This is a genomic window from Streptomyces coeruleorubidus, from assembly GCF_028885415.1.
GTDB lineage: Bacteria > Actinomycetota > Actinomycetes > Streptomycetales > Streptomycetaceae > Streptomyces > Streptomyces coeruleorubidus_A.
Map to the genome: position 1 here is coordinate 7,611,543 of NZ_CP118527.1, position 19,776 is coordinate 7,631,318.

Genomic DNA, 19,776 nt, shown 5'->3' on the forward strand with positions numbered 1-19,776 from the left:
TTCAGGCCTGCACCGCCGTAGCGATCAGCTGGTCGATCAGGGCGATCAGCACGTCCCGGCACGACTCCCTCTCCCGCGCGTCGCACAGCAGCACCTGCACGTGCTCCGGCACCGCGAGCGCGTCCCTGATGTCCTCGGGCGGATACGGGTGTTCGCCGTGGAAGCCGTTGACCCCGACGACGAACGGGATGCCCCGGCGTTCGAAGAAGTCGATCGCGGCGAAGCTGGACTCGGGTCTGCGGACGTCGACCAGGACCACGGCGCCGAGCGCGCCGAGGGCCAGGTCGTTCCACATGAACCAGAACCGCTGCTGCCCCGGCGTACCGAACAGGTACAGCACCAGGTCCCGGCTGATGGTGATCCGGCCGAAGTCCAGGGCCACGGTGGTGGCCCGCTTCTCCTCGATCCCGTCCAGGTCGTCGACGCCCAGACCGGCCATGGTCAGGGGTTCCTCGGTGCGCAGCGGGACGATCTCGCTGACCGACCCGACCATGGTGGTCTTGCCCACGCCGAAGCCGCCGGCGATGAGGATCTTGACCGTGTCGGGTGCCGAGGACGCGTCGGTGGCGACGTCAGAGCCGGCCAAGGCCGTCCCTCACTTTCTTCAGCAGGTCCAGGTCCGGAGTGGTACGGGAGACGAGGCGCGGCGGACGGACGGTGATCCGGCCCGCCTCCAGCAGGTCGCAGAGCAGGATGGCGACCACGCTCACCGGCAGGTCGAGCCGGGCGGCCAGCTCCGCCACGGCCATCGGCTCGGCGCACAGCCGGAGGATCCGGGTGTGCTCGGGCTGGCACCGGGCCGCCGCGGCGGGCTGCGGATCGACCGCGGTCACCGTCGCGATGAGCGTGAAGTCGGCGCGGCTGGGCCGGGTCCGGCCACCGGTCAGCGCGAACGGCCGTACGAGCCGCCCCGCCGAGTCGCCTCCGCCCACCTCACACGCCGGGGTCGACGACGGGACCGGCCATGCCCCGCGGTGCCGCGCTGAGGTGCTCGCCGATCTTCTTCACCAGCATGTTCATCTGGTACGCCACCACACCGACGTCCGCGCCCGGCCCCGTGAGCACGACCAGGTGGGCGCCGGGACCGGCGGAGGTGAGGATCAGATAGCTGTTGGCCATCTCGATGAGCGCCTGGCGCACCGGACCGCCCCGGAAGTCCATGCTGACGCCCTTGCTGAGGCTCATCAGCCCGGACGCGGTCGCCGCGAGCCGCTCGGCGTCGTCGCGCAGGAATCCGGTGGACTTGCTGACCACCAGGCCGTCCTCGGACAGCACCACGGCCTGGTTCACATCGGCGACCCGCTCCACGAGTCCGGTCAGCAGCTGGTCGAGCTGGGTGTGCGTGGCGGGGATGGGGGGTGTCATTGCGGTGTCCTTCGTCAGCGGTCGGCGGGCGGAGTCGAGGGGACGGGATCGGCGGCGGCCTGCCGGAGTGGGGCGGCCGCGTCCTCGTCGAACGGGGGCTCGGCGTCGTCGTCACGGGCCCGGAGCGTGCCGCGCTGGAAACCGGCCAGGGAGGAGGCGGCCGCTTCCGCGGTGAAGTCGTCGGGGGAGCCGTCGTCGCCGGCGGGCGCGGACTCCTCGCGCAGTTCCTCCACCAGGCTGGTCTGCGGTACCCGGCGGGGGAGCGGGGCGAGACCGTCCCGGCGGGGGATGAGCGCACGGCCGGCGGAAGCGGCGGCGGGAACGGCGGACGTGGTGGCGGAGGCGGTCCGGGACCCGCTTGCGGACCCGGCGGTGCGTCCGGCGCGCTCCGGCATCTCGGCTCCCGCGGCACCCTGCGACGCCGCGGCACTCTCCGACACCTCGGCGTGCTCCTTGCCACCTACGGCCGGATCGACCCCCACCGGGCTCCGCCCGTCGACCGAACCCGCTACGTCCACAGCACTCCGCCCGTCGTCCACCGGGCTCTGCCCGTTCTTCGCACCGCCAGCGGTCGTCCGGCCGCCGCCCGCCCCTCTCGGGCCGGCGGGGACGGCCAGGCCGTTCGCGCCGGCCATGTCCTTGGCGTCCCGCGCGTCCGGCGCACCGGCCTCGGGGATCTCCCGCACCACGATGTCGTGCGGTATCAGCACGATCGCCGTGGTCCCGCCGTACGGCGACGAGCGCAGGGTGACGGCGATGCCGTGCCGGCGGGCCAGCTGGGCGATCACGAACATGCCGAGCCGCAGGTCGTCGGCGAGCGCCACCACGTCGAACTGCGGGGGCACCGCGAGCTGTTCGTTGAAGGACGCGTAGTCCTCCTCCGACATGCCGAGGCCGCGGTCCTCGACCTCGACGGCCAGGCCCTTGGCGACGATCCCGGCCCGCACCGTGACGGGGCTCGGGGCGGGGGAGTACGCGGTCGCGTTGTCGATGAGCTCGGCGAGCAGATGGATGACGTCGGCCACCGCGGGCGGCGCGAGGTACACCTCCTCCTCGGTGTGCACCTCCACCCGCTGGTACTCGGCGACCTCGCCGACCGCGCTGCGCAGGATGTCGATCAGCGCGACCGGCTCGGTCCAGCTGCGGCCGGGCCGTTCGCCGCTGACGATGACGAGGTTCTCCTCGTAGCGGCGCAACTGGCTGGCCGTGGAGTCCAGTTCGTAAAGGCCCTTGAGGATGTCGGGGTCGGAGTGCTCGCGTTCCAGCGTGTCGAGCTTGCTCAGCTGGAGGTTGACCAGGTTCTGGCTCTGCCGCGCGATGCCCAGGATGATCTTCTGGAAGCCCCGCCGGGTGTCGGCGAGTTCGACCGCGGTGTGCACGGCCGTGCGCTGGGCGGTGTTGAACGCCTCGGCCACCTGGCCGAGTTCGTCGTGGCCGTAGTCCAGCGGGGTCGTCGCCGACTCCGGGTCGACCGTCTCGCCCCGCTCCAGCCGCGCCACCACGTCCGGCAGCCGCTCCTGCGCGAGGCTGACGGCGGCCCGGCGCAGACCGCGCAGCCGCCGGGACAGCGAGCGGGTGATCCGCCAGGACATGCCGACGCACACCAGCAGCGCGAGCAGCCCGCCGGCGCTCAGGATCCCCGCCTTGATCAGCAGGCTGTCCGCCTTGTCGGCACTGCGTTCGAGCAGGCCCGTCGTCTGCTGCCGGATCAGGCTCGCGTACTGCTCGGACAGCTTGTCCATGGCGGCGTTCCACCGCTTCTGGGTGTCCGGCAGGGCGATCCGGTCCGCGGCGGCGGTGGAATTGCGGGCCGCCAGCACCTGGTCCTCGATGGCCTCGAGCGTCTGCCACTGCGGGCTCGCCAGGATCCGCTCGGTCTGTGTCTTGGCACCGCCGGTCAGCTGGGGCACGACCTGGTCCTTGACCAGCCAGCGACGGGTGTTCACCAGCTCCGCGAACTGCACCCAGGCCTTGTCGTCGAGATGCCCGGACGGCCAGGCGAGCGTCAGCTGCGCGTCCTCCCGGGAGACCAGCTCCGCGGCGTGCTCCAGCCCGACCAGGGGACCGGCCTGCGAGGTGAGGTCGCCGTCGTCGACCTGGGAGAGCTCCTGGAAGGCGTGGATCTGGTCGTCGATGATCGAGGAGTACTGGTCCAGCGCCTGCTGGGGGGTGATGTCGGTCGGGTCGTCCACCTGGTCCCGGTAGTACTCCAGGCTGCCCACCGAGCCCAGCACCGAGTACAGCCGGTCCGAGACGCGGGAGGGCGCCTTCTCGATCGCGTCCGCCTGCCCGACCAGCTTCGCGACGGCCGCGTCGGTCTCCTCGCGCTGTGCGTCGAGGGCGGCCCGGGAACCGTGCGGCGAGGCCAGCCAGGCCGCCGACAGGCTGCGTTCCCGCTGGAGGGCGAGCGTCGTGTCGGTGCCCATGGCGCCGGTGGACCGGCTCAGCTCCGTCTGGTCACGCAGCCGAAGCCCCTCCGAGAACATCTGGATGGTCGTCACGCCCCACATGGCGGCGAGGGTGACGCTGGGCACCAGGGCCAGGAGCACCAGGGAGAGGCGTATGGAACCGAGACGGCGCCGGGCACCTGTCCGTCGAGACATCGTCGTCCTAGGGCGATCAGCGGGGAGCGAGGAACGGGGAGGCGGAAGGGTCGGGGCCGGGGGTGGGGACGGGTGCGGGGGGTGTTCGCGTGCCGGTTACGGCACATGGGATGCGCAGGATGTTATCCGTACAAGTGACCGCACGGGCCGGGCCTGACCGAATCTTTGGCGACACCGTCACAGGACGTGCCCGGTCACCGGGTCCCGGCGGCGGCGAACCGTGCCACCGTGGACACGTTGGACCTCGTCACGAACGCCGGACCGGTGAGCACCGGAGCCGTCCCGCCGCCGCTGACGTTGCCGTTGGTCCGGTACAGCCACAGGGCGTCCACCGCGAGGTAGCCCTGGAGGTAGGGCTGTTGGTCCACGGCGAACTGCACGTCGCCGCCCTGCACCGCCTTGACCAGGTTCTTGTCGAGGTCGAACGTGGCGACCTTGGCTCTGCTGCCGGCCTGCTCGACGGCCTTGACCGCGCTGAGCCCGTACTGGGCGCCCAGGGTGACGACCTCGTCGATGCTGGAGTCCTGCCGCAGCCGGGAGGCGATCGTGGCGGTCACCGCGTTCATGTCGCTGCCGTCCACGTACAGGTTGTCGGTGTCGCCGTCGAACGTCTTCCGCACGCCGGCACAGCGGGCCTCCAGCGCGACGTTGCCTCGCTCGTGCACCACGCACAGGGCGTGCTTGGCCCTGAGTTCGTCCAGCTTGTCGCCGACGGCCCGGCCGGCGACGGACTCGTCCTGGCCGAAGTACTCCAGCAGGCCCGCCGGCCGCCAGGCGTCGATGCCGGAGTTGAGCCCGACGACGGGTATGCCGGCCGCCCTGGCCCGGGCGATCGGGCCCCGCATCGCCGCCGGCTTGGCCAGCGTCACCGCGATGCCGTCGACCTTGTCGCGGACCGCGTCCCGCACCAGCGCGGCCTGCGCGGTCGCGTCGGAGTCGCTGGCGTACGTCAGGTCGATGCCGTCCTTGGCTGCCGCCGCCTCGGCGCCCCTGCGCACCAGGTCCCAGAAGGCGTCGCCCTTGCCGCCGTGCGTGACCAGGGCGACCTTCATCCCGCCGCCCGGCCCGCCCACCGGGTCCGCGTCCGACCCGTCGTCACTCGCGCCGAGGACGGAGCAGCCGGCCACCAGCAGACACACGGCGGACACCAGGGCCGCGACACGGGTGAGTCTCGCGGAGGTGTGCGGCGGGGGAGGAGTGTTCATGAGGGGCGGACCTCGCTGTGCGGCCGAGCAAGAGCAGGGGGAGAGCACAGACGGTCCGCACCTGAGCACGGACCGGATGACTCTCGCTGGCCCGGAGCCAACCGTGTGTGACCACTGGGCGTCAAGTGAGCAGCCACCTGCCGTGAGTTGATGCTGCCGCATCGTGATGATCTGTCCGACGGGCCGAACGGTCGAGGTCATGCCCTGGTTTTCCGTACCGTCCGTGCGGTTCGGACGCCCTCGCGTCCGGCACGGAAAGGCCGCCCGAGGTGCTGCCGGGGCCCGCCTAGACTGGTGCGGCTCGCAGGACGACGGAGGCTACGGAAGGGACGGCGACGGTGGTGGCAGCCGGCAGTGGCTTCGAGGACCCGCCCGCCGACGTGCTCGCCCAGGCGGCCGCGGCCTTCGGGCTGCTGGCCTCGCCCGCCCGGCTGCACATCGTCTGGGCGCTGGCCCAGGGCGAGAGCGACGTGACCGGGCTCGCCGAGCGGGTCGGCGGCGCGCTGCCCGCGGTCAGCCAGCACCTCACCAAGCTGAAGCTGGCCGGACTCGTCGGCTCCCGCCGCGAGGGCCGTCGCCAGGTGTACTACGTCGACGACCCCGACATCGTCGACGTCGTACGGCTCATGGTGGGCAGACTCACCGACCGCGCCGCACCGCCGCGCCGCCGCCTCCATGGCCTGTGAGACCGCCGGGGGCACCACCCTGGAGGTGCTGCGGCGGCTGGAGTCGGGGCCCCGGGGGCTGACCGAGACCGAGGCAGCGGCGAGGCTGGTCACCCGCGGCGAGAACACCCTGCCGCAGCGGCGTACGCCGTCCTGGCCCCGCCGGTGCGCGCACGCCCTGCGCGACCCCTTCACCGCGGTCCTGCTCTGCCTCGGCTTGGTCTCCGCCGCCGTCGCCTCCTGGGGCACCGCCGTGGTGATCCTCGCCCTGGTCGCGGTCAGCTGCGTGCTGCGCGCGAGCGGGGAGCACCGGGCCGACCGCTCCATGGCCGCCCTGCGCGAACTGGTCGCCGGCACGGCCACGGTGCTGCGGCGCGGCACAGCCCAGGAGTTGCCGCGTCCCCGCGAGGTGCCGGTCACCGACCTGGTCCCCGGCGACGTCCTCCGCCTCGGCCCCGGTGACCTCGTCCCGGCAGACGTACGACTGCTGCGCGCACGCGGCCTCACGGTGCACCAGGCGGCGCTCACCGGCGAGTCGGCGCCGGTGGACAAGAGGGCGGTGGAGGGGCCGGCCGGATCCGGTGAACCCGACGACTCCCCGCTGTGTTTCCAGGGCAGTACCGTCGCCACGGGCACCGCCACCGCCGTCGTGGTCGCGACCGGGGACGGGACCCGGTTCGCCGCCGCTCACCGGCAGCCGGCGGCACGCCGGGAGGGCGGGGCCTTCGACCGGTCCGTGCACGGCATCTCCTGGGTGCTGATCCGGTTCATGCTGCTGACGCCGCCCCTCGTGCTGATGGCGAACGCCGCGCTGCGCGGACGCGGTCTGGAGACACTGCCCTTCGCCGTCGCGGTCGCCGTCGGGCTGACGCCCGAGATGCTGCCGGTGATCGTCACCACCTGCCTGGCCCGGGGCGCCGCGCTGCTCGCCCGCACCCACGGTGTGATCGTCAAACGGCTGCCCGCGCTGCACGACCTGGGCGCGGTCGACGTGCTGTGCGTCGACAAGACCGGCACCCTCACCCAGGACCGGCCGGTCGTCGAACGGTCCCTCGACCCGGCCGGCCGGGACGACCCGGAGGTGCTGCGCTGGGCCGCCGTCGGCGCCTGGTGGACCCTCCAGCTCGCCGAACTGCCCGCGCCCGACGCCCTCGACGAGGCCCTGCTGGAGACGGCCGGGCCGGTGGGTGAGGAGTACGACGGGGTGGACGCCGTGCCGTTCGACCCGGTACGGCGTTTCTCCACGGCGGTGGTACGCGGCTCCCTCGGGCGCCACACCGTCGTCGTCACCGGCGCCGCCGAGGCCGTGGTGGAGCGCTGTACGACGGAGCCCGGCGAACGCGACCGGCTGCTGGCGCTCGCCGCCCGGGAGGCGGACGCCGGGCTGCGGGTGCTGGCCGTCGCGACGGCGGACCGCCCGGCCGGTGCGTCCGGGCCCGGCGCACGGGGCCTGATCTTCCGGGGCCTGGTGACCTTCCGGGACGCCCTCGCCCCGACCGCCGCCGAGGCCCTGCGCGGCCTGGCCGACCGTGGCGTCACCGTGAAGGTCCTCACCGGCGACCATCCGGCCACCGCGGCCCGGGCCTGCCGGGAACTCGGCCTGGATCCGGGGGAGGTACGGACCGCCGCGCAACTGGAGGACAACGAGGCCGCCGGTGAGGCGACCGTCGTCGCCCGCTGCACCCCGCAGGACAAGGCCCGTGTCGTCGCCGCCCTGCGCGCCGCCGGGCACACCGTCGGGTTCCTCGGCGACGGGGTGAACGACGTGGCCGCGCTGCGCGCCGCCGATGTCGGACTCGCGCCCCGCTCGGCCGTCGGCGCGGCGCGGGAGAGCGCCGACGTCGTTCTCGCCGAGAAGGACCTCACCGCGATCGGCCACGCGATCACCGCAGGCCGGCACGCGAGCGGCAACATCGCTTCGTATCTGCGCGTCACGCTCTCCTCCAACCTGGGCAACGTCGTCGCGATGCTCGCCGCGGGCCTGCTGCTGCCCTTCCTGCCGATGCTCCCGGCCCAGGTGCTCGCCCAGAACCTGTGCTTCGACGCGGCCCAGCTCGCCTTCGCCCACGACCGACCCGGCGCGGCGGCGCTGCGCGGTCCGGCCGTGCTGCGGCCGCGCTCCTTCCTCCGGTTCGTCACCGGCTTCGGCCTGCTCAACGCGGTCGCCGACCTCGCCACCTTCGCCATCCTCGCCTTCGCGCTCGACGGCCCCGACGCCGTCGACGACGAAGCCGTCTTCCACTCCGCCTGGTTCACCGAGAACCTGCTCACCCAGGCCCTGGTGATGCTGCTCCTGCGCACCGGCCGGCGTGTCGAGGGCAGCCGTACGCCCGGCCCGGTCGCTCTCGCGGCGGCCGGTCTCGCCGCCGTCGGCCTGCTGCTGCCGCCGAGCCCCCTCGGCGCGGCCCTCGGCATGACGGTCCTGCCGGCCGCGTACTACCTGCTGCCGGCCGTCGTCCTCGGCCTGTACGCGCTGGCCCTGACGGCGGCCCGGGCCCGGCACGCGCGGCGTCAGCCGTAGGTGAGGTTCGAGCAGGGGTTGTCGTCGGCGGACCGGGCGCCGTCGGCGACCTCGCTCGGCACGGTGGTGGGAGTGGGGGACGCGGAAGCGGACGCCGCCGGGGTGTTCGCGTACGACTGTCCCAGGACGACGTTGATCCCGCTGCGGGTCACGGGTTGGAGCTCGGCCCCGGGGAAGGCCGCCGCGACGGTCCGGGCCCGGTCCTGAAGGCCGGGGCCGTATTCGACCAGTGTCGTGGTGTGGTCCTGGGCGGACGCCGTCGCCGTGCCCGTGACCGTGAAGCCGTCGGAGGTGAGAGCGGCGGCGGCGCGGGCGGCCAGGCCGGGGACGGCGGTGCCGTTGTAGACGGCGACGTCGATGCCCTCACCGGAGACCGGCGTGGGGGAGACGGGAGCCTCAGAACCCGACGCCCCGGTCTTCTTCCCGCCGGCGTCCTTGCCGTCGATCGTGCGGTCGGCCTTGAGTGCGGCCCACAGGGCGTCGGCGTCCGGCTGCACGATCGCGACCCGTGAACCCTCGTAGCGCCAGGGCAGGGTGACGAACTTCGTGTTGTGCAGGTCGATGTCCTTCAAGGTCATCGCGAAGGAGATGAGCTTGTCGGCGGAGCCGAGGCCGGGGTCGACGGTCAGCGACTTCGTGGCGGCGTCGGCCAGCGGCAGCAGCCGCGTCGGGGTGAGGCCCTTGCTCTTCACCTCTTTCAGCAGGCTCGCCACGAACGCCTGCTGGCGCTTGATCCGGCCGATGTCGGAACCGTCGCCGATGCCGTGCCGGATGCGGACGTAGTCCAGCGCCTTCTGGCCCGAGACGGTCTGCTCGCCCTTGTGGAAGAGCAGCTTGCCCGGGGCGGTGAGGTGCGGGTTGAGATCGTTCTCGTAGACGTCCTGCGGCAGGCACACCTTGACACCGCCCACCACGTCCGTCAGCCGGGCGAAGCCCTTGAAGTCGACGACGACGGTGTGGTCGACGCGCAGCCCGGTGAGCTGTTCGACCGTGTTCTGGGTGCAGGCGGGGTTGCCCTTGGCGGTCTGGCCGACCGAGTACGCGGTGTTGAACATCGTGTCCGGCTGGGCCTTCGTCCAGCTGCCGTCGGGCAGCCTGCAGGGCGGGATGGTGACGAGGGTGTCGCGGGGGATGGAGACGGCGATGGCGTGCCGGTGGTCGGCGTAGACGTGCAGCAGGAACGCCGTGTCGGAGCGGCCCACGTCGTCCTTGTCGCCGCCGCCCAGGGCCTCGTTGCCGCCGGTGCGGGTGTCGGAGCCGATGACCAGGACGTTCTCGCCGTTGGACGAGCCGGCCTCGGGGCGGTTGTCGGAGAGGCCGCCGGAGTCGAAGGTGCTGATGTCGCCGTCCAGCTTCAGATACAGCCAGCCGGCACCGGCCCCGGCGAGCACCAGCAGCGCCAGGCAGACGGCGAGACCGACCCGTATCCCACGGCCCCGCCGGCGACCGCGCCGCCGCCTGTGTTCCGGCGCTGCGGCCCTGTGCCGCGGCGGCTCCGTCCTCCGGCTGCTGGTGACCGTCATCGGCGTCTGCTTGCCTCTCGCCCGGGGGTTGTACAGTTGCGCAATGTAGCAACTGTCGACGAGTGGGAGGGCATGACGTGCTGCGCAACGGACTGGAGCCCTGGCATCTGCTGATGGTGGCGATCGTCGTGATCGTCCTGTTCGGCTCGAAGAAGCTGCCCGACACCGCGCGTTCGCTCGGCCGCTCGATGCGGATCCTCAAGAGCGAGGCGAGGGCGCTGAAGGAGGAGGGTGCCGCGGACCCGGCCTGCGGTGATCCGGCCGGGCCCGCCGCGCAGCCCGTCAGCCCGTCAGGACCGGCAGCGACCGATGGCCGTGGGAGATGAACGAGTCCACCGGCCGCAGCTCGTCCGCCGGTACGGCGAGGATGAGACCGGGGAACCGTTCGAAGAGGGCGGGCAGGGCCACGCGCGCCTCCAGTCGGCCGAGCGGGGCGCCCAGACAGTGGTGGACGCCGTATCCGAAGGCCAGATGATCCTTCACGGCGCGGGTGACGTCGAAGGTGCCGGCGTCCGGGCCGTGCTGCTGCGGGTCGCGTCCGGCGGCGGCGTACGCGGCGAGGATCGCCTCGCCCTTGCGGATCACCTTGCCCTCCGGGCCGCCCAGTTCACCGAGGGGCAGGTCCTCGACGGCGTACCGCAGCGGCAGGCTGGCCACCGGTGCCTCGGCCCGCAGGGTCTCCTCGATCACGTCGTCCCAGGAGGCGCGACCGCCGAGGACGTGCGCGAGCTGGTCGGGGTGGGTGAGCAGCGCGTGGACGGCGTTGTCGAGCAGGTTGACCGTCGTCTCGTGGCCGGCGCCGATCAGCAGCAGCAGCGTGTCGAGCAGCTCCTGCTCGCTGAGCCGCGTGCCGCTCTCCTCCTCGTGGGCCGCGATCAGCGCGCTGGTCAGGTCGTCGCCGGGCGCCGCCCGCTTGGCGGCGACGAGCTCACCGAGGACGGCGTAGAACCGGGCGTAGATGTCGGCGACCTCGGTCGCGTCGGCCGAGGTGTGGAAGACGCCGTCCACCACGGCGCGCAGCTCGGGGCCCAACTCCTCGGGTAATCCGAGCAGTTCGCCGATGACCTGGATGGGCAGCGGATAGCAGAACTCCTCCCGCAGATCGACCGTGTGGCCGTCCGCCCCACCGCCCGCCCCGGCCTTGGCGACCCGGTCGAGCAGCGCCGCGGTGATCTCCTCGATCCGGGGCCGCAGCGCGGCGGTGCGGCGGGCGGTGAACGCCTTGGAGACGAGGGCACGCAGCCGTTTGTGCTCGGTGCCGTAGGCCGTGAACATGTTCCGCACCGCGACCCAGGTGTACAGCGGCCAGTCCGGTGCGACCTCGCCGTCGATCCAGCGTTGCCAGTGCCGGCGCGGGTCCTTCGACACCCGCGGGTCGGTGAGCAGCCGCTTCAGCAGCGGGGCGCTGCTGACGGCCCAGGCCGGGACACCGTGGGGGAGTTCGACAGGGGTGACGGGTCCGCGCTCGCGGATCCGGGCGGCCTCGCCGTGGATGTCGCGACCGGTCGGGTCGATCACTATCGGATGCGTGAACTCCATCGAACTCTCCCTGGACTGACGGTTGGCTGTCATGGCACGCGGACGCCTCGCGGGCGAGTGCGCGACACGTCCAGCCAAGTGGCCGCGGCCGGGCGGCGCCAGAGGGCGGAGAATCACTGGCCGATTCAGGCGGTCTGGCCGGCCTCCCGCTCCACGGGCTGCGCCACCGCCTTGGCGACCCGCGCCTGCTTCCTGCGCTGCCGCCGGCTGATGCGCGGCTCCTGGTCCGGCAGCCACCCGAAGGTGAGGCAGCTGCCGACCACGCCCAGGAGCAGGCCCACGAAGAAGCCGCCCAGGTTCGAGGTCACCCAGGTCCCCAGGGAGACCAGCACCCCGATGACCGAGTAGAACAGGCGCTGGGCGGGGTTGAAGAGGATCAGCACGCCGCACAGCAGCATCACGGCCGGGAGCAGATAGCCGGCCAGGCCCTGCATGCCGACGTGCAGGATGACGTCCAGCGACGCCTTCAGGGTGAGCAGGACCTCCGCCCCGCCCAGGGCGAGCAGCAGCCCGCCCCAGAAGGGACGGCCCGCCCGCCACCGGCGGAAGGCGGGCCGGATCTTCCCGCGTGGGCCGCCGGGCATCAGCAACCCGATCCGCTGAAGCCCAGTTTCAGCCCGGGCAGCTTGAACACACCGGCCGTCGTGGCGTAGTTGGTCTGCCGCAGGTTGGCGATGCGCACGGTGTCGGACTGCTGGCTGAAGACGCCTATCGGCCCGCGGCCCAGGTCTCCGGCCTTGTCGAGCGTGCTGGCGTCGTTGCCGATCTCGATGCCGGTGAAGGCCGCGTCGCCCGAGAGCTGCGTGGAGTCGGTGGTCAGGTCGCTGGCCCGGACCTTCTTGGCGCCTTCGCCCGCCCTGATGATCAGGTTCGTGCCGCCCAGGTCCACGCTCTGGCACAGCTTGGTGAGGGTCGCGTCCTTGATCACGGACGTGACGACCAGCACCTGGCCGCCGGTGTCACCCGCGTTGGGGCTGCCCTCGGCCATCTCGCGCAGACCGCCGAACTGTGCGAAGCCCTTGCCCTTCAGTTCGGTGGCGGTGACCGTGAAAGGCATACCGGAGATGGCGAACTGCACGCCCAGCGCCCCCTGGGCGGTGAGGATCGCGAGGCCGGCGGCGACCGCGGCGGCCGGCACCGCCATCACCGCGGCCCGGCGTGCCCGGACCCGCCCGCGCCGCGCGGGAACGTCACCGACGTCCGCGGCGGCGGGGCCTTCCGGTCTTTCGGGGGTGTGCTCGGCGGAGGAGGTCATGTCTGCTCCAGGTGCGTGTCGGTGCGGCTCGGACTTCGGTGGCACGTTGCCCTTGGCGCGGACATCGACCGCGTACGCACGTCTCCCCGCAACTCCCGGTGGCTGCAAGGGATTTCTGGTTGCGCCGCAGTGGCCGACTCGGAAGTTACCGGGGGTTACATGAAGGGTCAAGAGAAGTGTGAACAAAGAGTGTGGAATGTGCGCCGTATGTGAGTCGTCGTCCTTCGGAAAGTCGCAGCTAACGCACAACTCCCTTGCGGGGCCTTGACGTTGACTGACGCCCAGGTCTACAACTCTCCTCGTCTCACCGGATCCGTGGCGCCGGATCCGCCGCGCGGCACCGTCCGCGTGTCCCGGACCGCTCGTCCCCGTACGGGCAGCTCGCCGCCCGGTGCGTCCGCACGGGCTTTCCACTGCCCGAGTCCGACTCTCCACGGCACCGGCACGGGCCCTTCCCTTCTTAAGTGCCGTGCCACCAGTCCCCCCGGGCCTGGCCCGGCCCGGCCGGAGGCCCGTCCCCGTGCGTGCCTCCGGCCGGTCACCGGTCTGCCGTTGCCGGTCCGTCACGTACGGAGAAGGCGTAACGGGCCGGCGACGGCGGACGCCGAACCGCGTCCCCGGCACCCTCACCCCGCTTCAGAGAAGAGGTACACCCGCATGCGTACGCGCACCCTCCTCACCCTCACCGCCGCCATGGCCGCCCTGGGCCTCACCGCCCCCGCCTCGGCGGCCGACACCCCCGTCCTGACCACCACCGACGGCGCGGCGGTCGCGGTCGGCGACGTCCTCGACGCGTCCCTGGCGAGCGGCACCGCCGCCACCTTCTACTCCAGCGCGACCGGCACCAGCGGCATCTCCTGCACCAAGTCGGCGTTCGCGGCCACCGTCACCGACAACCCGGCCGCGCCCGGCACCGCCACCGAGTCCCTGACCTCGCACAGCTTCGACACCAGCGGCTGCACCGCCAACGTCGTAGGGGTGCTCGGCGTCAGCGGCATCACCGTCGACAACCTGCCCTACACCACCAGCGTGTCCTCGGACGGCACCGTCTCCGTGACCCCGGGCGCGGGCTCCGCCATCCAGTCCACGGTCAAGCTGCGCACCCTGCTCGGCACCATCAACTGCGTCTACCAGGCCCCCAGCCTGACCGGCAAGGCGAGCAACGCCGACCACAGCATCTCCTTCACCAACCAGCAGTTCACGAAGACGTCCGGCTCGTCGCTGTGCTTCGCCAACGCCTTCTTCACCGCCAAGTACTCGCCGGTGACCAAGGCGGGCGTCGCCGTCAACGTCAACTGACGGCTGAGGAGCGTCGGTTCAGCGCCGACGCGGCCGTACCGCCAGGGCGGCGCCGCCGGTGAGCACCAGCACCGCCGCGGCGCCGCCCGCCGGCATGGGATGCGCTGGGCAATTTGCGCCCAACTGCCCCCCATAGAGGGTGGGTTTCCGGCTGGATCGAGGGTTTCCCCCGTATCCCGATGACCTTCCCTTTGCCTATCGTTCCAGCACAGCTGACCCACAGGTAACCCCGAACGGGTCCGCTCCCCACACGCCCTGGCCGGCCATCGCGTCGCTTTTCGAAGCAACCCCCCTCCGCTTCAGCGACGAAGCGCATCCACCGCCGCTCCGCCCAGCCCGGAGTCCGGCCACGAAAGGCAACGACCGTGCGTACCTCACCAGAGTTCAGACGGAAGCTGATATCCGTCGCCGCCGTCTCCGCCGCCCTGCTGACCGCCGCCCCCGCCTCGGTCGCCGTCGCCCAGGAGACCGCTCCCCGGCCCGCCCCCGTTCCGGCCGCCCAGACCGAGGCCGCCCCCGGCACCCCGGCCGAGCGGCTCATCGTCGGCTACAAGTCCGGCGCCACCGAGGCCAAGTCCGACAAGGCCGCCGCCGCCGACGCCGCGGCCAAGGCCGAGAAGACCGGCGAGGACGTCGACTTCCAGCGCCGCCTCGGCACCGGCGCCGCCCTCGTCGACCTGGGCACGAACCCGGCCCGGGCGGACGTCGCGGACGTCGTCTCCCAGTACCAGGCCGACCCGCAGGTCGCCTACGTCGTGCCGGACCGCCTGAACAAGCCGACGGCCACCCCGAACGACACCGACTACGGCAAGCAGTGGGACCTGTTCGAGTCCACCGCGGGCATGAACGTCCCGGCCGCCTGGGACACCACCACCGGCACCGGCGTCACCGTCGCCGTCATCGACACCGGCTACGTCACCCACTCCGACCTGGCCGCGAACATCGTCGGTGGCTACGACTTCATCTCCGACACCGCCGTCTCCGTCGACGGCAACGGCCGTGACAGCAACCCGGCCGACCCGGGCGACTGGTACAACGCCAACGAGTGCGGCGCGGGCATCCCGGCCTCCAACTCCTCCTGGCACGGCACGCACGTGGCCGGCACCATCGCCGCCGCCACCAACAACGGCAAGGGCATCGCCGGTATCGCGTACGGCGCGAAGATCTCCCCGGTCCGCGTCCTCGGCAAGTGCGGCGGCTACGACTCCGACATCATCGACGCCATCACCTGGGCCTCCGGCGGCACCGTCTCCGGCGTCCCCGCCAACACCAACGTCGCCAAGGTCATCAACATGAGCCTCGGCGGGGGCGGCGCCTGCTCCACCGCCACCCAGAGCGCCATCAACGGCGCCGTGAACCGCGGCACCTCCGTCGTCGTCGCGGCCGGCAACGAGAACACGAACGCCTCGTCCTCGTCCCCGGCCAACTGCAACAACGTCATCACCGTCGCCGCGACCAACCGAGCCGGCAGCCGGGCCTCGTACTCCAACTACGGCTCGGTCGTCGACATCGCCGCCCCCGGCGGTGAGACCCGGACCTCCACCGCCAACGGCATCCTGTCCACGCTGAACTCCGGCACCAAGACGCCGTCGAGCGAGAACTACACCTACTACCAGGGCACCAGCATGGCCACCCCGCACGTCGCGGGCCTCGCCGCCCTGATGAAGTCGGCCAACTCCGCCCTCACCCCGGCCCAGATCGAGTCGGCCATCAAGGCCAACGCCCGGCCGCTGCCCGGCACCTGCTCCGGCGGCTGCGGCGCCGGCCTCGCGGACGCCGCCAAGACGGTCCAGGCCGTCAAGGGCGGTTCGTCCACCGGCACGACCTTCGCCAGCACCACCGCCGTCGCCATCCCGGACAACGGCGCGGCGATCGAGTCGCCGATCAGCGTCACCGGCCGCAGCGGCAACGCCCCCTCGGCCCTCCAGGTCGGCGTCGACATCACCCACACCTACCGCGGCGACCTCGTCATCGACCTGATCGCACCGGACGGTTCGGCGTACCGTCTGAAGTCCGCCGCCTCCGACTCCGCCGACAACGTGAACACCACCTACACGGTGAACGCCTCCGGCGAGAGCGCCAACGGCACCTGGAAGCTGCGCGTCCAGGACACCGCGGCGCAGGACACCGGCACGCTCAACGGCTGGAAGCTGACCTTCTGATCCATCTGATCCTTCTGAATCTCCTGGTCCTCCTTCTGTGAGGACGCTGAACGGGCAGCTCACGAACGGGCGGGCCGGCCGGTGCGGATGGGGCACCGGTCGGCCCGTCTTTACGTCCGGCCGCACAACCCCCACAGTTAGATACCGAACGCGCTGTTTTCTTTCACCAGTTGCGATTGTTTTGCCGGATGTGCACCCGCACTCCGGCACACTGGTGTGGTGGAGGCCGTCTGAGGGTGAGTTATCGTGTACGGGGGGTAAAAACAAACGGCATGACCCGTTCATTTCTGTCCCGGGAGAGTTCAGTCGATGGCGAGGCAGTTGCGAGCCGAGCAGACCCGCTCGACGATCATCACGGCCGCCGCTGACCTGTTCGACCGTCGCGGCTACGAATCGACCAGTCTCAGCGACATCGTGGAGCACGCTCAGGTCACCAAGGGCGCCCTGTACTTCCACTTCGCGGCGAAGGAGGACCTCGCCCACGCGATCCTCGAACTCCAGTCGCACACCGCTCGCCGGCTGGCGACGGAGACCGACCATCGCGGCCACACATCCCTGGAGGCGCTGATGCGCCTCACGTTCGGCATCACCCGCATGTCCGTCGAGGACCCGGTCCTCAGGGCCGGCCTGCGGCTCGCCACCGGTGGGATCCGGCCCCGTCCGCCGCTGAGCCATCCGTTCACGGAGTGGCTGGACATCGTCACGGCCCGGCTCGTCGGCGCGGTCAAGGAGTCCGACGTCCACCCGGACATCGATATCGATGTCGTGGCCCACTCCCTGGTCTGTTTCTTCGTCGGCACCCGGGTCGTGGGCCGCTCCCGCGAGCCCGTCACACGCCAGCCCCGCCGGACGGCCGAGATGTGGAACATACTCATCCGCGGCCTGGTCCCGGTGACCCGCCGCGCCCGCTACCTGAGCCTCGCGGCCCGCCTGGAACGCGAACTGGCACCGGTCTGACGCTCTCGGGCGGGACGATCCGCCCCGGGTGCGCCGGTGCTCCGACCAGGCCGGCCGGGACCTGGTGCCCGCGCGCTACGGTGAGCCGCATGCCCGACACCCCATCCGCACCCGTGCTCCTCGGCGACCAGCCGGGCTCCTTCCCCCACAGCGTGCTCGCCGAGCGGCACCCGGCCATCATCCGGCAGGTGCGCGAGGCCTTCCCGTACGAACCCGGGCAGCACCGCGCGCTCGACGAACTGCTGGCGAACTGCACCAAGGGCGAGATCGAACCGCTCCCCGCCGACGCGCACGACCGCGACCTCTGGGAGACCTGGGGGCTGCGCGAGTACGCCGGCCGGTCCTGGTTCGACGTGCCGTGGCTCTGGTCCGAGAGCTGGTTCTACCGCCGGCTGCTCCAGGCCGTCGGCTACTTCGGCCCCGGCCCCTGGCAGGGCATCGACCCCTTCCGCCCCTCCAAACTGGCCGAACTCGACTCCCCTGAGACCGACGAGGAACTGGCCGCGCTCGACGACCTCGCAGGCCTGCCCGCCGGCGAACAGGCACAGGCCCTGCTGCACGGCTCCCTCTGGGGCAACCGCGCCGACCTCGGCTTCCGTCTCTCCGCCGAGGGCGCACGGGCCGCCGACGCCGCCCCCGGACTGGTCGCCGACGACAGCGACCGCCTGTGGGCCCTGCTCGGCGACTCCGGCACGGGCACCCTGTGCCTGGTCGCCGACAACGCGGGCCGCGAACTCGTCCCCGACCTGCTCCTCATCGCCCATCTCCTGGCCCACGGGCGCATCGGACGGGCCGTCCTGCACGTCAAGCCCTACCCGTACTACGTCTCCGACGCCACCACCGCCGACGTCGTCGACGCGCTGCGCCGCCTGACCGGTGCCGGGGGAACGGCCGCCGGGTACGGACAGCGTCTGTGGTCCGCCCTGGCCGACGGCCGCCTCACCCTCCGCGCCCATCCCTTCTCCTGCGCCCCGCTGCCGTACGAGCAGATGCCCGCCGACCTGCGCGCCGACTTCGCCTCGGCCACGCTCACCGTCGTCAAGGGAGACCTCAACTACCGCCGCCTGGTGGGCGACCGGCTCTGGGCCCCGACCACGCCGTTCCGGGACGTCACCGCGTACTTCCCCGGCCCGGTCGCCGCCCTGCGCACCCTGAAGTCCGACGTGATCACCGGCCTCGACGCCCGCACCGAGGCCGAACTGGTCGCGGCGGAGGACCAGCGCTGGCGCACCAGCGGCACGCACGCGCTGATCCAGATGAGCACCTCCGGGTAGGTCAGCTCACCTTCACGTCCTGCCACACCAGCCGGTGGTCCGACGTCGGAACCGTCGAGCCGTCCCCCACCAGCCGGTACAACGGGTCGCCGGGCGTCGGCCAGAACACGCCGTTCGCGCCCGGTGTCAGGCCCCGGGACGGGATGACGTGGTCGACGCGCAGGTTGCCGGGTGCGGTGTCGCCGAAGTCGGCGGTGTCGTACGCCGGGTCACCGATGTGCGAGGCGTTCGCGCCGCCCTGGAGCCGGGCCGCCGCCACCCCGCCCCTGCTCGCCGGCGGTGTTGCAGGCGGGTTCACCGCCGGGTGCTCCAACAGCTGCCGTACGGCGTGGTCGTAGCTGTCGCCGTCGTACGGATCGGCGTTGAGGTCTCCCGCGATCACGAACCGCGCCCCGGGCCGCAGTCCGCCGCGCCGGCCCCGGTCGTCGTACAGGTACGCGCCGCGCCGGCGTGCGCCGATGTAGTCGGCCCACAGGCGTATCTCGTCGTGGTTGCGCCGGCCGTTGCGGTCCTCGGGGCCGTCGAAGGTGGGCGGGGTCGGGTGCGACACCAGGAAGTGCACGGTGTCCCGGCCGATCCGCACGGGCACGTCCCAGTGGCTCTTGGAGGACAGCCGCAGGATCGCCCGGGCCTCGTCGCTGTAGTAGCCCTCCGGCATGACGTTGCCCGGCATGTCCTTCCACAGGAAGTGCTGGAAGGTGCGTACCGCGCGCGTGTCGATCGGGTACTTGGACAGCACGACCATGCCGTACTGGCCGGGGAACCAGCCGTACCCGTAGGCGTCCTGCCCGTAGGCGTCCGAACCGGGCGTCGTGACGGCCCCGTTCTTCCCGTCCAGGTCCACTCCCGTGGCGACGCCCGTGTTCACGGGCCCGGTGAAGCGGTACGGATAGCGGACCGGGCGGGCGCCGCGCTGCCCCACCGCCAGGTAGTTGCGCAGGAACAGGCGGACCGCCGCTGCCTCGTCGTCGTAGTCGAACTCGTTGATCAGCAGCACGTCCGGGTCGACCCGCTGGATCGTCTCGGCGGCGTTGCGCGCCTGGGCGTTGTCCGGGGTGGACAGGTCCCGGACGAGGGCGCCCTGCGCGGAGCGGTTCAGGGAGGCGTTGAACGTGGCGAACCGCACGGTGCGCCCGTGCCGTTCGGACGCCGAGGCGTTCAGGGCGGTCGCACCGGCCAGCGCCGCCCCCGCGAGCGAGGTGAGCGCGGCCCGGCGCGGCAGGACTCGGGGCTGCTTCATGGTGGACTCCGGTGAACGAGAGGGACGTGAACTGCCAGGGTGCGGACGTAAGTCTGCGCGCGTAGAGATGAACGCCACAAGGTCCGGCGAGAACTCCCGCATTCATTCCCGATTCACGCGATGGTGTGATCATGTCCGGTCCCGCGGATGCCGCCGCGAGGCGCCGGG

At 72.1% G+C, this 19,776-nt stretch carries 17 protein-coding genes; 7 read left to right on the plus strand and 10 right to left on the minus strand.

Annotation, left to right across the window (positions count from 1 at the left end):
* Position 1: 1 nt before the first annotated feature.
* The 5 genes from PV963_RS35215 to PV963_RS35235 all read right to left on the minus strand — a co-directional run bounded on the left by PV963_RS35215 (position 2) and on the right by PV963_RS35235 (position 5,173).
* The gene (locus PV963_RS35215; RefSeq protein ID WP_274820508.1) at positions 2–586 is read right to left on the minus strand and encodes a GTP-binding protein; all 585 of its coding nucleotides are present in this window, start codon (positions 584–586) and stop codon (positions 2–4) included.
* On the minus strand, positions 573–932 hold the full coding sequence (locus PV963_RS35220) for a DUF742 domain-containing protein (RefSeq protein ID WP_274820509.1): 360 nt from the start codon (positions 930–932) through the stop codon (positions 573–575). The genes PV963_RS35215 and PV963_RS35220 overlap by 14 nt, the downstream gene beginning before the upstream one ends.
* Before the next feature lies 1 nt (position 933).
* On the minus strand, positions 934–1,365 hold the full coding sequence (locus tag PV963_RS35225; RefSeq protein ID WP_274820510.1) for a roadblock/LC7 domain-containing protein: 432 nt from the start codon (positions 1,363–1,365) through the stop codon (positions 934–936).
* A 14-nt stretch (positions 1,366–1,379) separates the two neighbouring features.
* Positions 1,380–3,968: a sensor histidine kinase gene (locus tag PV963_RS35230; RefSeq protein ID WP_274820511.1), complete on the minus strand. Its 2,589-nt coding sequence runs from the start codon at positions 3,966–3,968 to the stop codon at positions 1,380–1,382.
* 194 nt (positions 3,969–4,162) lie between these two features.
* Positions 4,163–5,173 (minus strand): substrate-binding domain-containing protein, encoded by a 1,011-nt coding sequence (locus tag PV963_RS35235; protein ID WP_274820512.1) that lies wholly within the window; start codon positions 5,171–5,173, stop codon positions 4,163–4,165.
* A gap of 338 nt (positions 5,174–5,511) precedes the next feature.
* Between PV963_RS35235 and PV963_RS35240 the strand changes: the two genes are divergently transcribed.
* Together PV963_RS35240 and mgtA are read left to right on the plus strand one after the other, a co-directional pair.
* Positions 5,512–5,859: an ArsR/SmtB family transcription factor gene (locus PV963_RS35240; protein WP_274820513.1), complete on the plus strand. Its 348-nt coding sequence runs from the start codon at positions 5,512–5,514 to the stop codon at positions 5,857–5,859.
* Positions 5,849–8,359, plus strand: coding sequence for a magnesium-translocating P-type ATPase (mgtA, locus tag PV963_RS35245; protein WP_274820514.1), 2,511 nt, complete (start codon positions 5,849–5,851; stop codon positions 8,357–8,359). The genes PV963_RS35240 and mgtA overlap by 11 nt, the downstream gene beginning before the upstream one ends.
* Here the strand turns inward: mgtA and PV963_RS35250 are convergent.
* Positions 8,350–9,882 carry an LCP family protein gene (locus PV963_RS35250; protein ID WP_274820515.1) on the minus strand — a complete coding sequence of 511 codons (1,533 nt, stop codon included), beginning with the start codon at positions 9,880–9,882 and terminating at the stop codon, positions 8,350–8,352. The two genes, mgtA and PV963_RS35250, sit on opposite strands and share 10 nt — an antisense overlap.
* A 77-nt stretch (positions 9,883–9,959) precedes the next feature.
* On the opposite strand from PV963_RS35250, the gene tatA reads away from it, so the two are divergent.
* Complete coding sequence (tatA, locus tag PV963_RS35255) at positions 9,960–10,208, plus strand: Sec-independent protein translocase subunit TatA (protein ID WP_274820516.1); 249 nt, start codon at positions 9,960–9,962, stop codon at positions 10,206–10,208.
* Here tatA and PV963_RS35260 read toward each other — a convergent pair.
* The 3 genes from PV963_RS35260 to PV963_RS35270 all read right to left on the minus strand — a co-directional run bounded on the left by PV963_RS35260 (position 10,165) and on the right by PV963_RS35270 (position 12,676).
* A complete protein-coding gene (locus PV963_RS35260; protein WP_274820517.1) occupies positions 10,165–11,421 on the minus strand; it encodes a cytochrome P450 family protein in 1,257 nt (418 codons plus the stop codon). The genes tatA and PV963_RS35260 overlap by 44 nt on opposite strands.
* A gap of 125 nt (positions 11,422–11,546) precedes the next feature.
* Positions 11,547–12,005 (minus strand): DUF6114 domain-containing protein, encoded by a 459-nt coding sequence (locus PV963_RS35265; protein WP_274820518.1) that lies wholly within the window; start codon positions 12,003–12,005, stop codon positions 11,547–11,549.
* Positions 12,005–12,676 (minus strand): DUF6230 family protein, encoded by a 672-nt coding sequence (locus tag PV963_RS35270; RefSeq protein WP_274820519.1) that lies wholly within the window; start codon positions 12,674–12,676, stop codon positions 12,005–12,007. Before PV963_RS35270 ends, PV963_RS35265 begins: the two co-directional genes overlap by 1 nt.
* A gap of 657 nt (positions 12,677–13,333) precedes the next feature.
* Between PV963_RS35270 and PV963_RS35275 the strand changes: the two genes are divergently transcribed.
* The 4 genes from PV963_RS35275 (at position 13,334) to PV963_RS35290 (ending at position 18,368) form a co-directional block, all read left to right on the plus strand.
* Positions 13,334–13,975 (plus strand): Tat pathway signal sequence domain protein, encoded by a 642-nt coding sequence (locus PV963_RS35275; RefSeq protein ID WP_274820520.1) that lies wholly within the window; start codon positions 13,334–13,336, stop codon positions 13,973–13,975.
* Positions 13,976–14,340: 365 nt separating this feature from the next.
* Positions 14,341–16,137 (plus strand): S8 family peptidase, encoded by a 1,797-nt coding sequence (locus PV963_RS35280; RefSeq protein ID WP_274820521.1) that lies wholly within the window; start codon positions 14,341–14,343, stop codon positions 16,135–16,137.
* Positions 16,138–16,446: 309 nt separating this feature from the next.
* Positions 16,447–17,094, plus strand: coding sequence for a ScbR family autoregulator-binding transcription factor (locus PV963_RS35285; protein ID WP_274820522.1), 648 nt, complete (start codon positions 16,447–16,449; stop codon positions 17,092–17,094).
* Between the two features lie 89 nt (positions 17,095–17,183).
* On the plus strand, positions 17,184–18,368 hold the full coding sequence (locus PV963_RS35290; RefSeq protein ID WP_274820523.1) for a damage-control phosphatase ARMT1 family protein: 1,185 nt from the start codon (positions 17,184–17,186) through the stop codon (positions 18,366–18,368).
* Between the two features lies 1 nt (position 18,369).
* Here the strand turns inward: PV963_RS35290 and PV963_RS35295 are convergent, their stop codons facing one another.
* A complete protein-coding gene (locus PV963_RS35295; RefSeq protein WP_274820524.1) occupies positions 18,370–19,608 on the minus strand; it encodes an endonuclease/exonuclease/phosphatase family protein in 1,239 nt (412 codons plus the stop codon).
* Positions 19,609–19,776 lie beyond the last annotated feature (168 nt).

Coding starts and splice junctions, on each gene's coding strand:
- PV963_RS35225 (WP_274820510.1), bottom strand. CDS start 1,365: ATGACACCCCCCATCCCCGCCACGCACACCCAGCTCGACCAGCTGCTG.
- PV963_RS35230 (WP_274820511.1), bottom strand. CDS start 3,968: ATGTCTCGACGGACAGGTGCCCGGCGCCGTCTCGGTTCCATACGCCTC.
- PV963_RS35235 (WP_274820512.1), bottom strand. CDS start 5,173: ATGAACACTCCTCCCCCGCCGCACACCTCCGCGAGACTCACCCGTGTC.
- mgtA (WP_274820514.1), top strand. CDS start 5,849: ATGGCCTGTGAGACCGCCGGGGGCACCACCCTGGAGGTGCTGCGGCGG.
- PV963_RS35250 (WP_274820515.1), bottom strand. CDS start 9,882: ATGACGGTCACCAGCAGCCGGAGGACGGAGCCGCCGCGGCACAGGGCC.
- PV963_RS35260 (WP_274820517.1), bottom strand. CDS start 11,421: ATGGAGTTCACGCATCCGATAGTGATCGACCCGACCGGTCGCGACATC.
- PV963_RS35265 (WP_274820518.1), bottom strand. CDS start 12,005: ATGCCCGGCGGCCCACGCGGGAAGATCCGGCCCGCCTTCCGCCGGTGG.
- PV963_RS35270 (WP_274820519.1), bottom strand. CDS start 12,676: ATGACCTCCTCCGCCGAGCACACCCCCGAAAGACCGGAAGGCCCCGCC.
- PV963_RS35275 (WP_274820520.1), top strand. CDS start 13,334: ATGCGTACGCGCACCCTCCTCACCCTCACCGCCGCCATGGCCGCCCTG.
- PV963_RS35285 (WP_274820522.1), top strand. CDS start 16,447: ATGGCGAGGCAGTTGCGAGCCGAGCAGACCCGCTCGACGATCATCACG.
- PV963_RS35290 (WP_274820523.1), top strand. CDS start 17,184: ATGCCCGACACCCCATCCGCACCCGTGCTCCTCGGCGACCAGCCGGGC.
- PV963_RS35295 (WP_274820524.1), bottom strand. CDS start 19,608: ATGAAGCAGCCCCGAGTCCTGCCGCGCCGGGCCGCGCTCACCTCGCTC.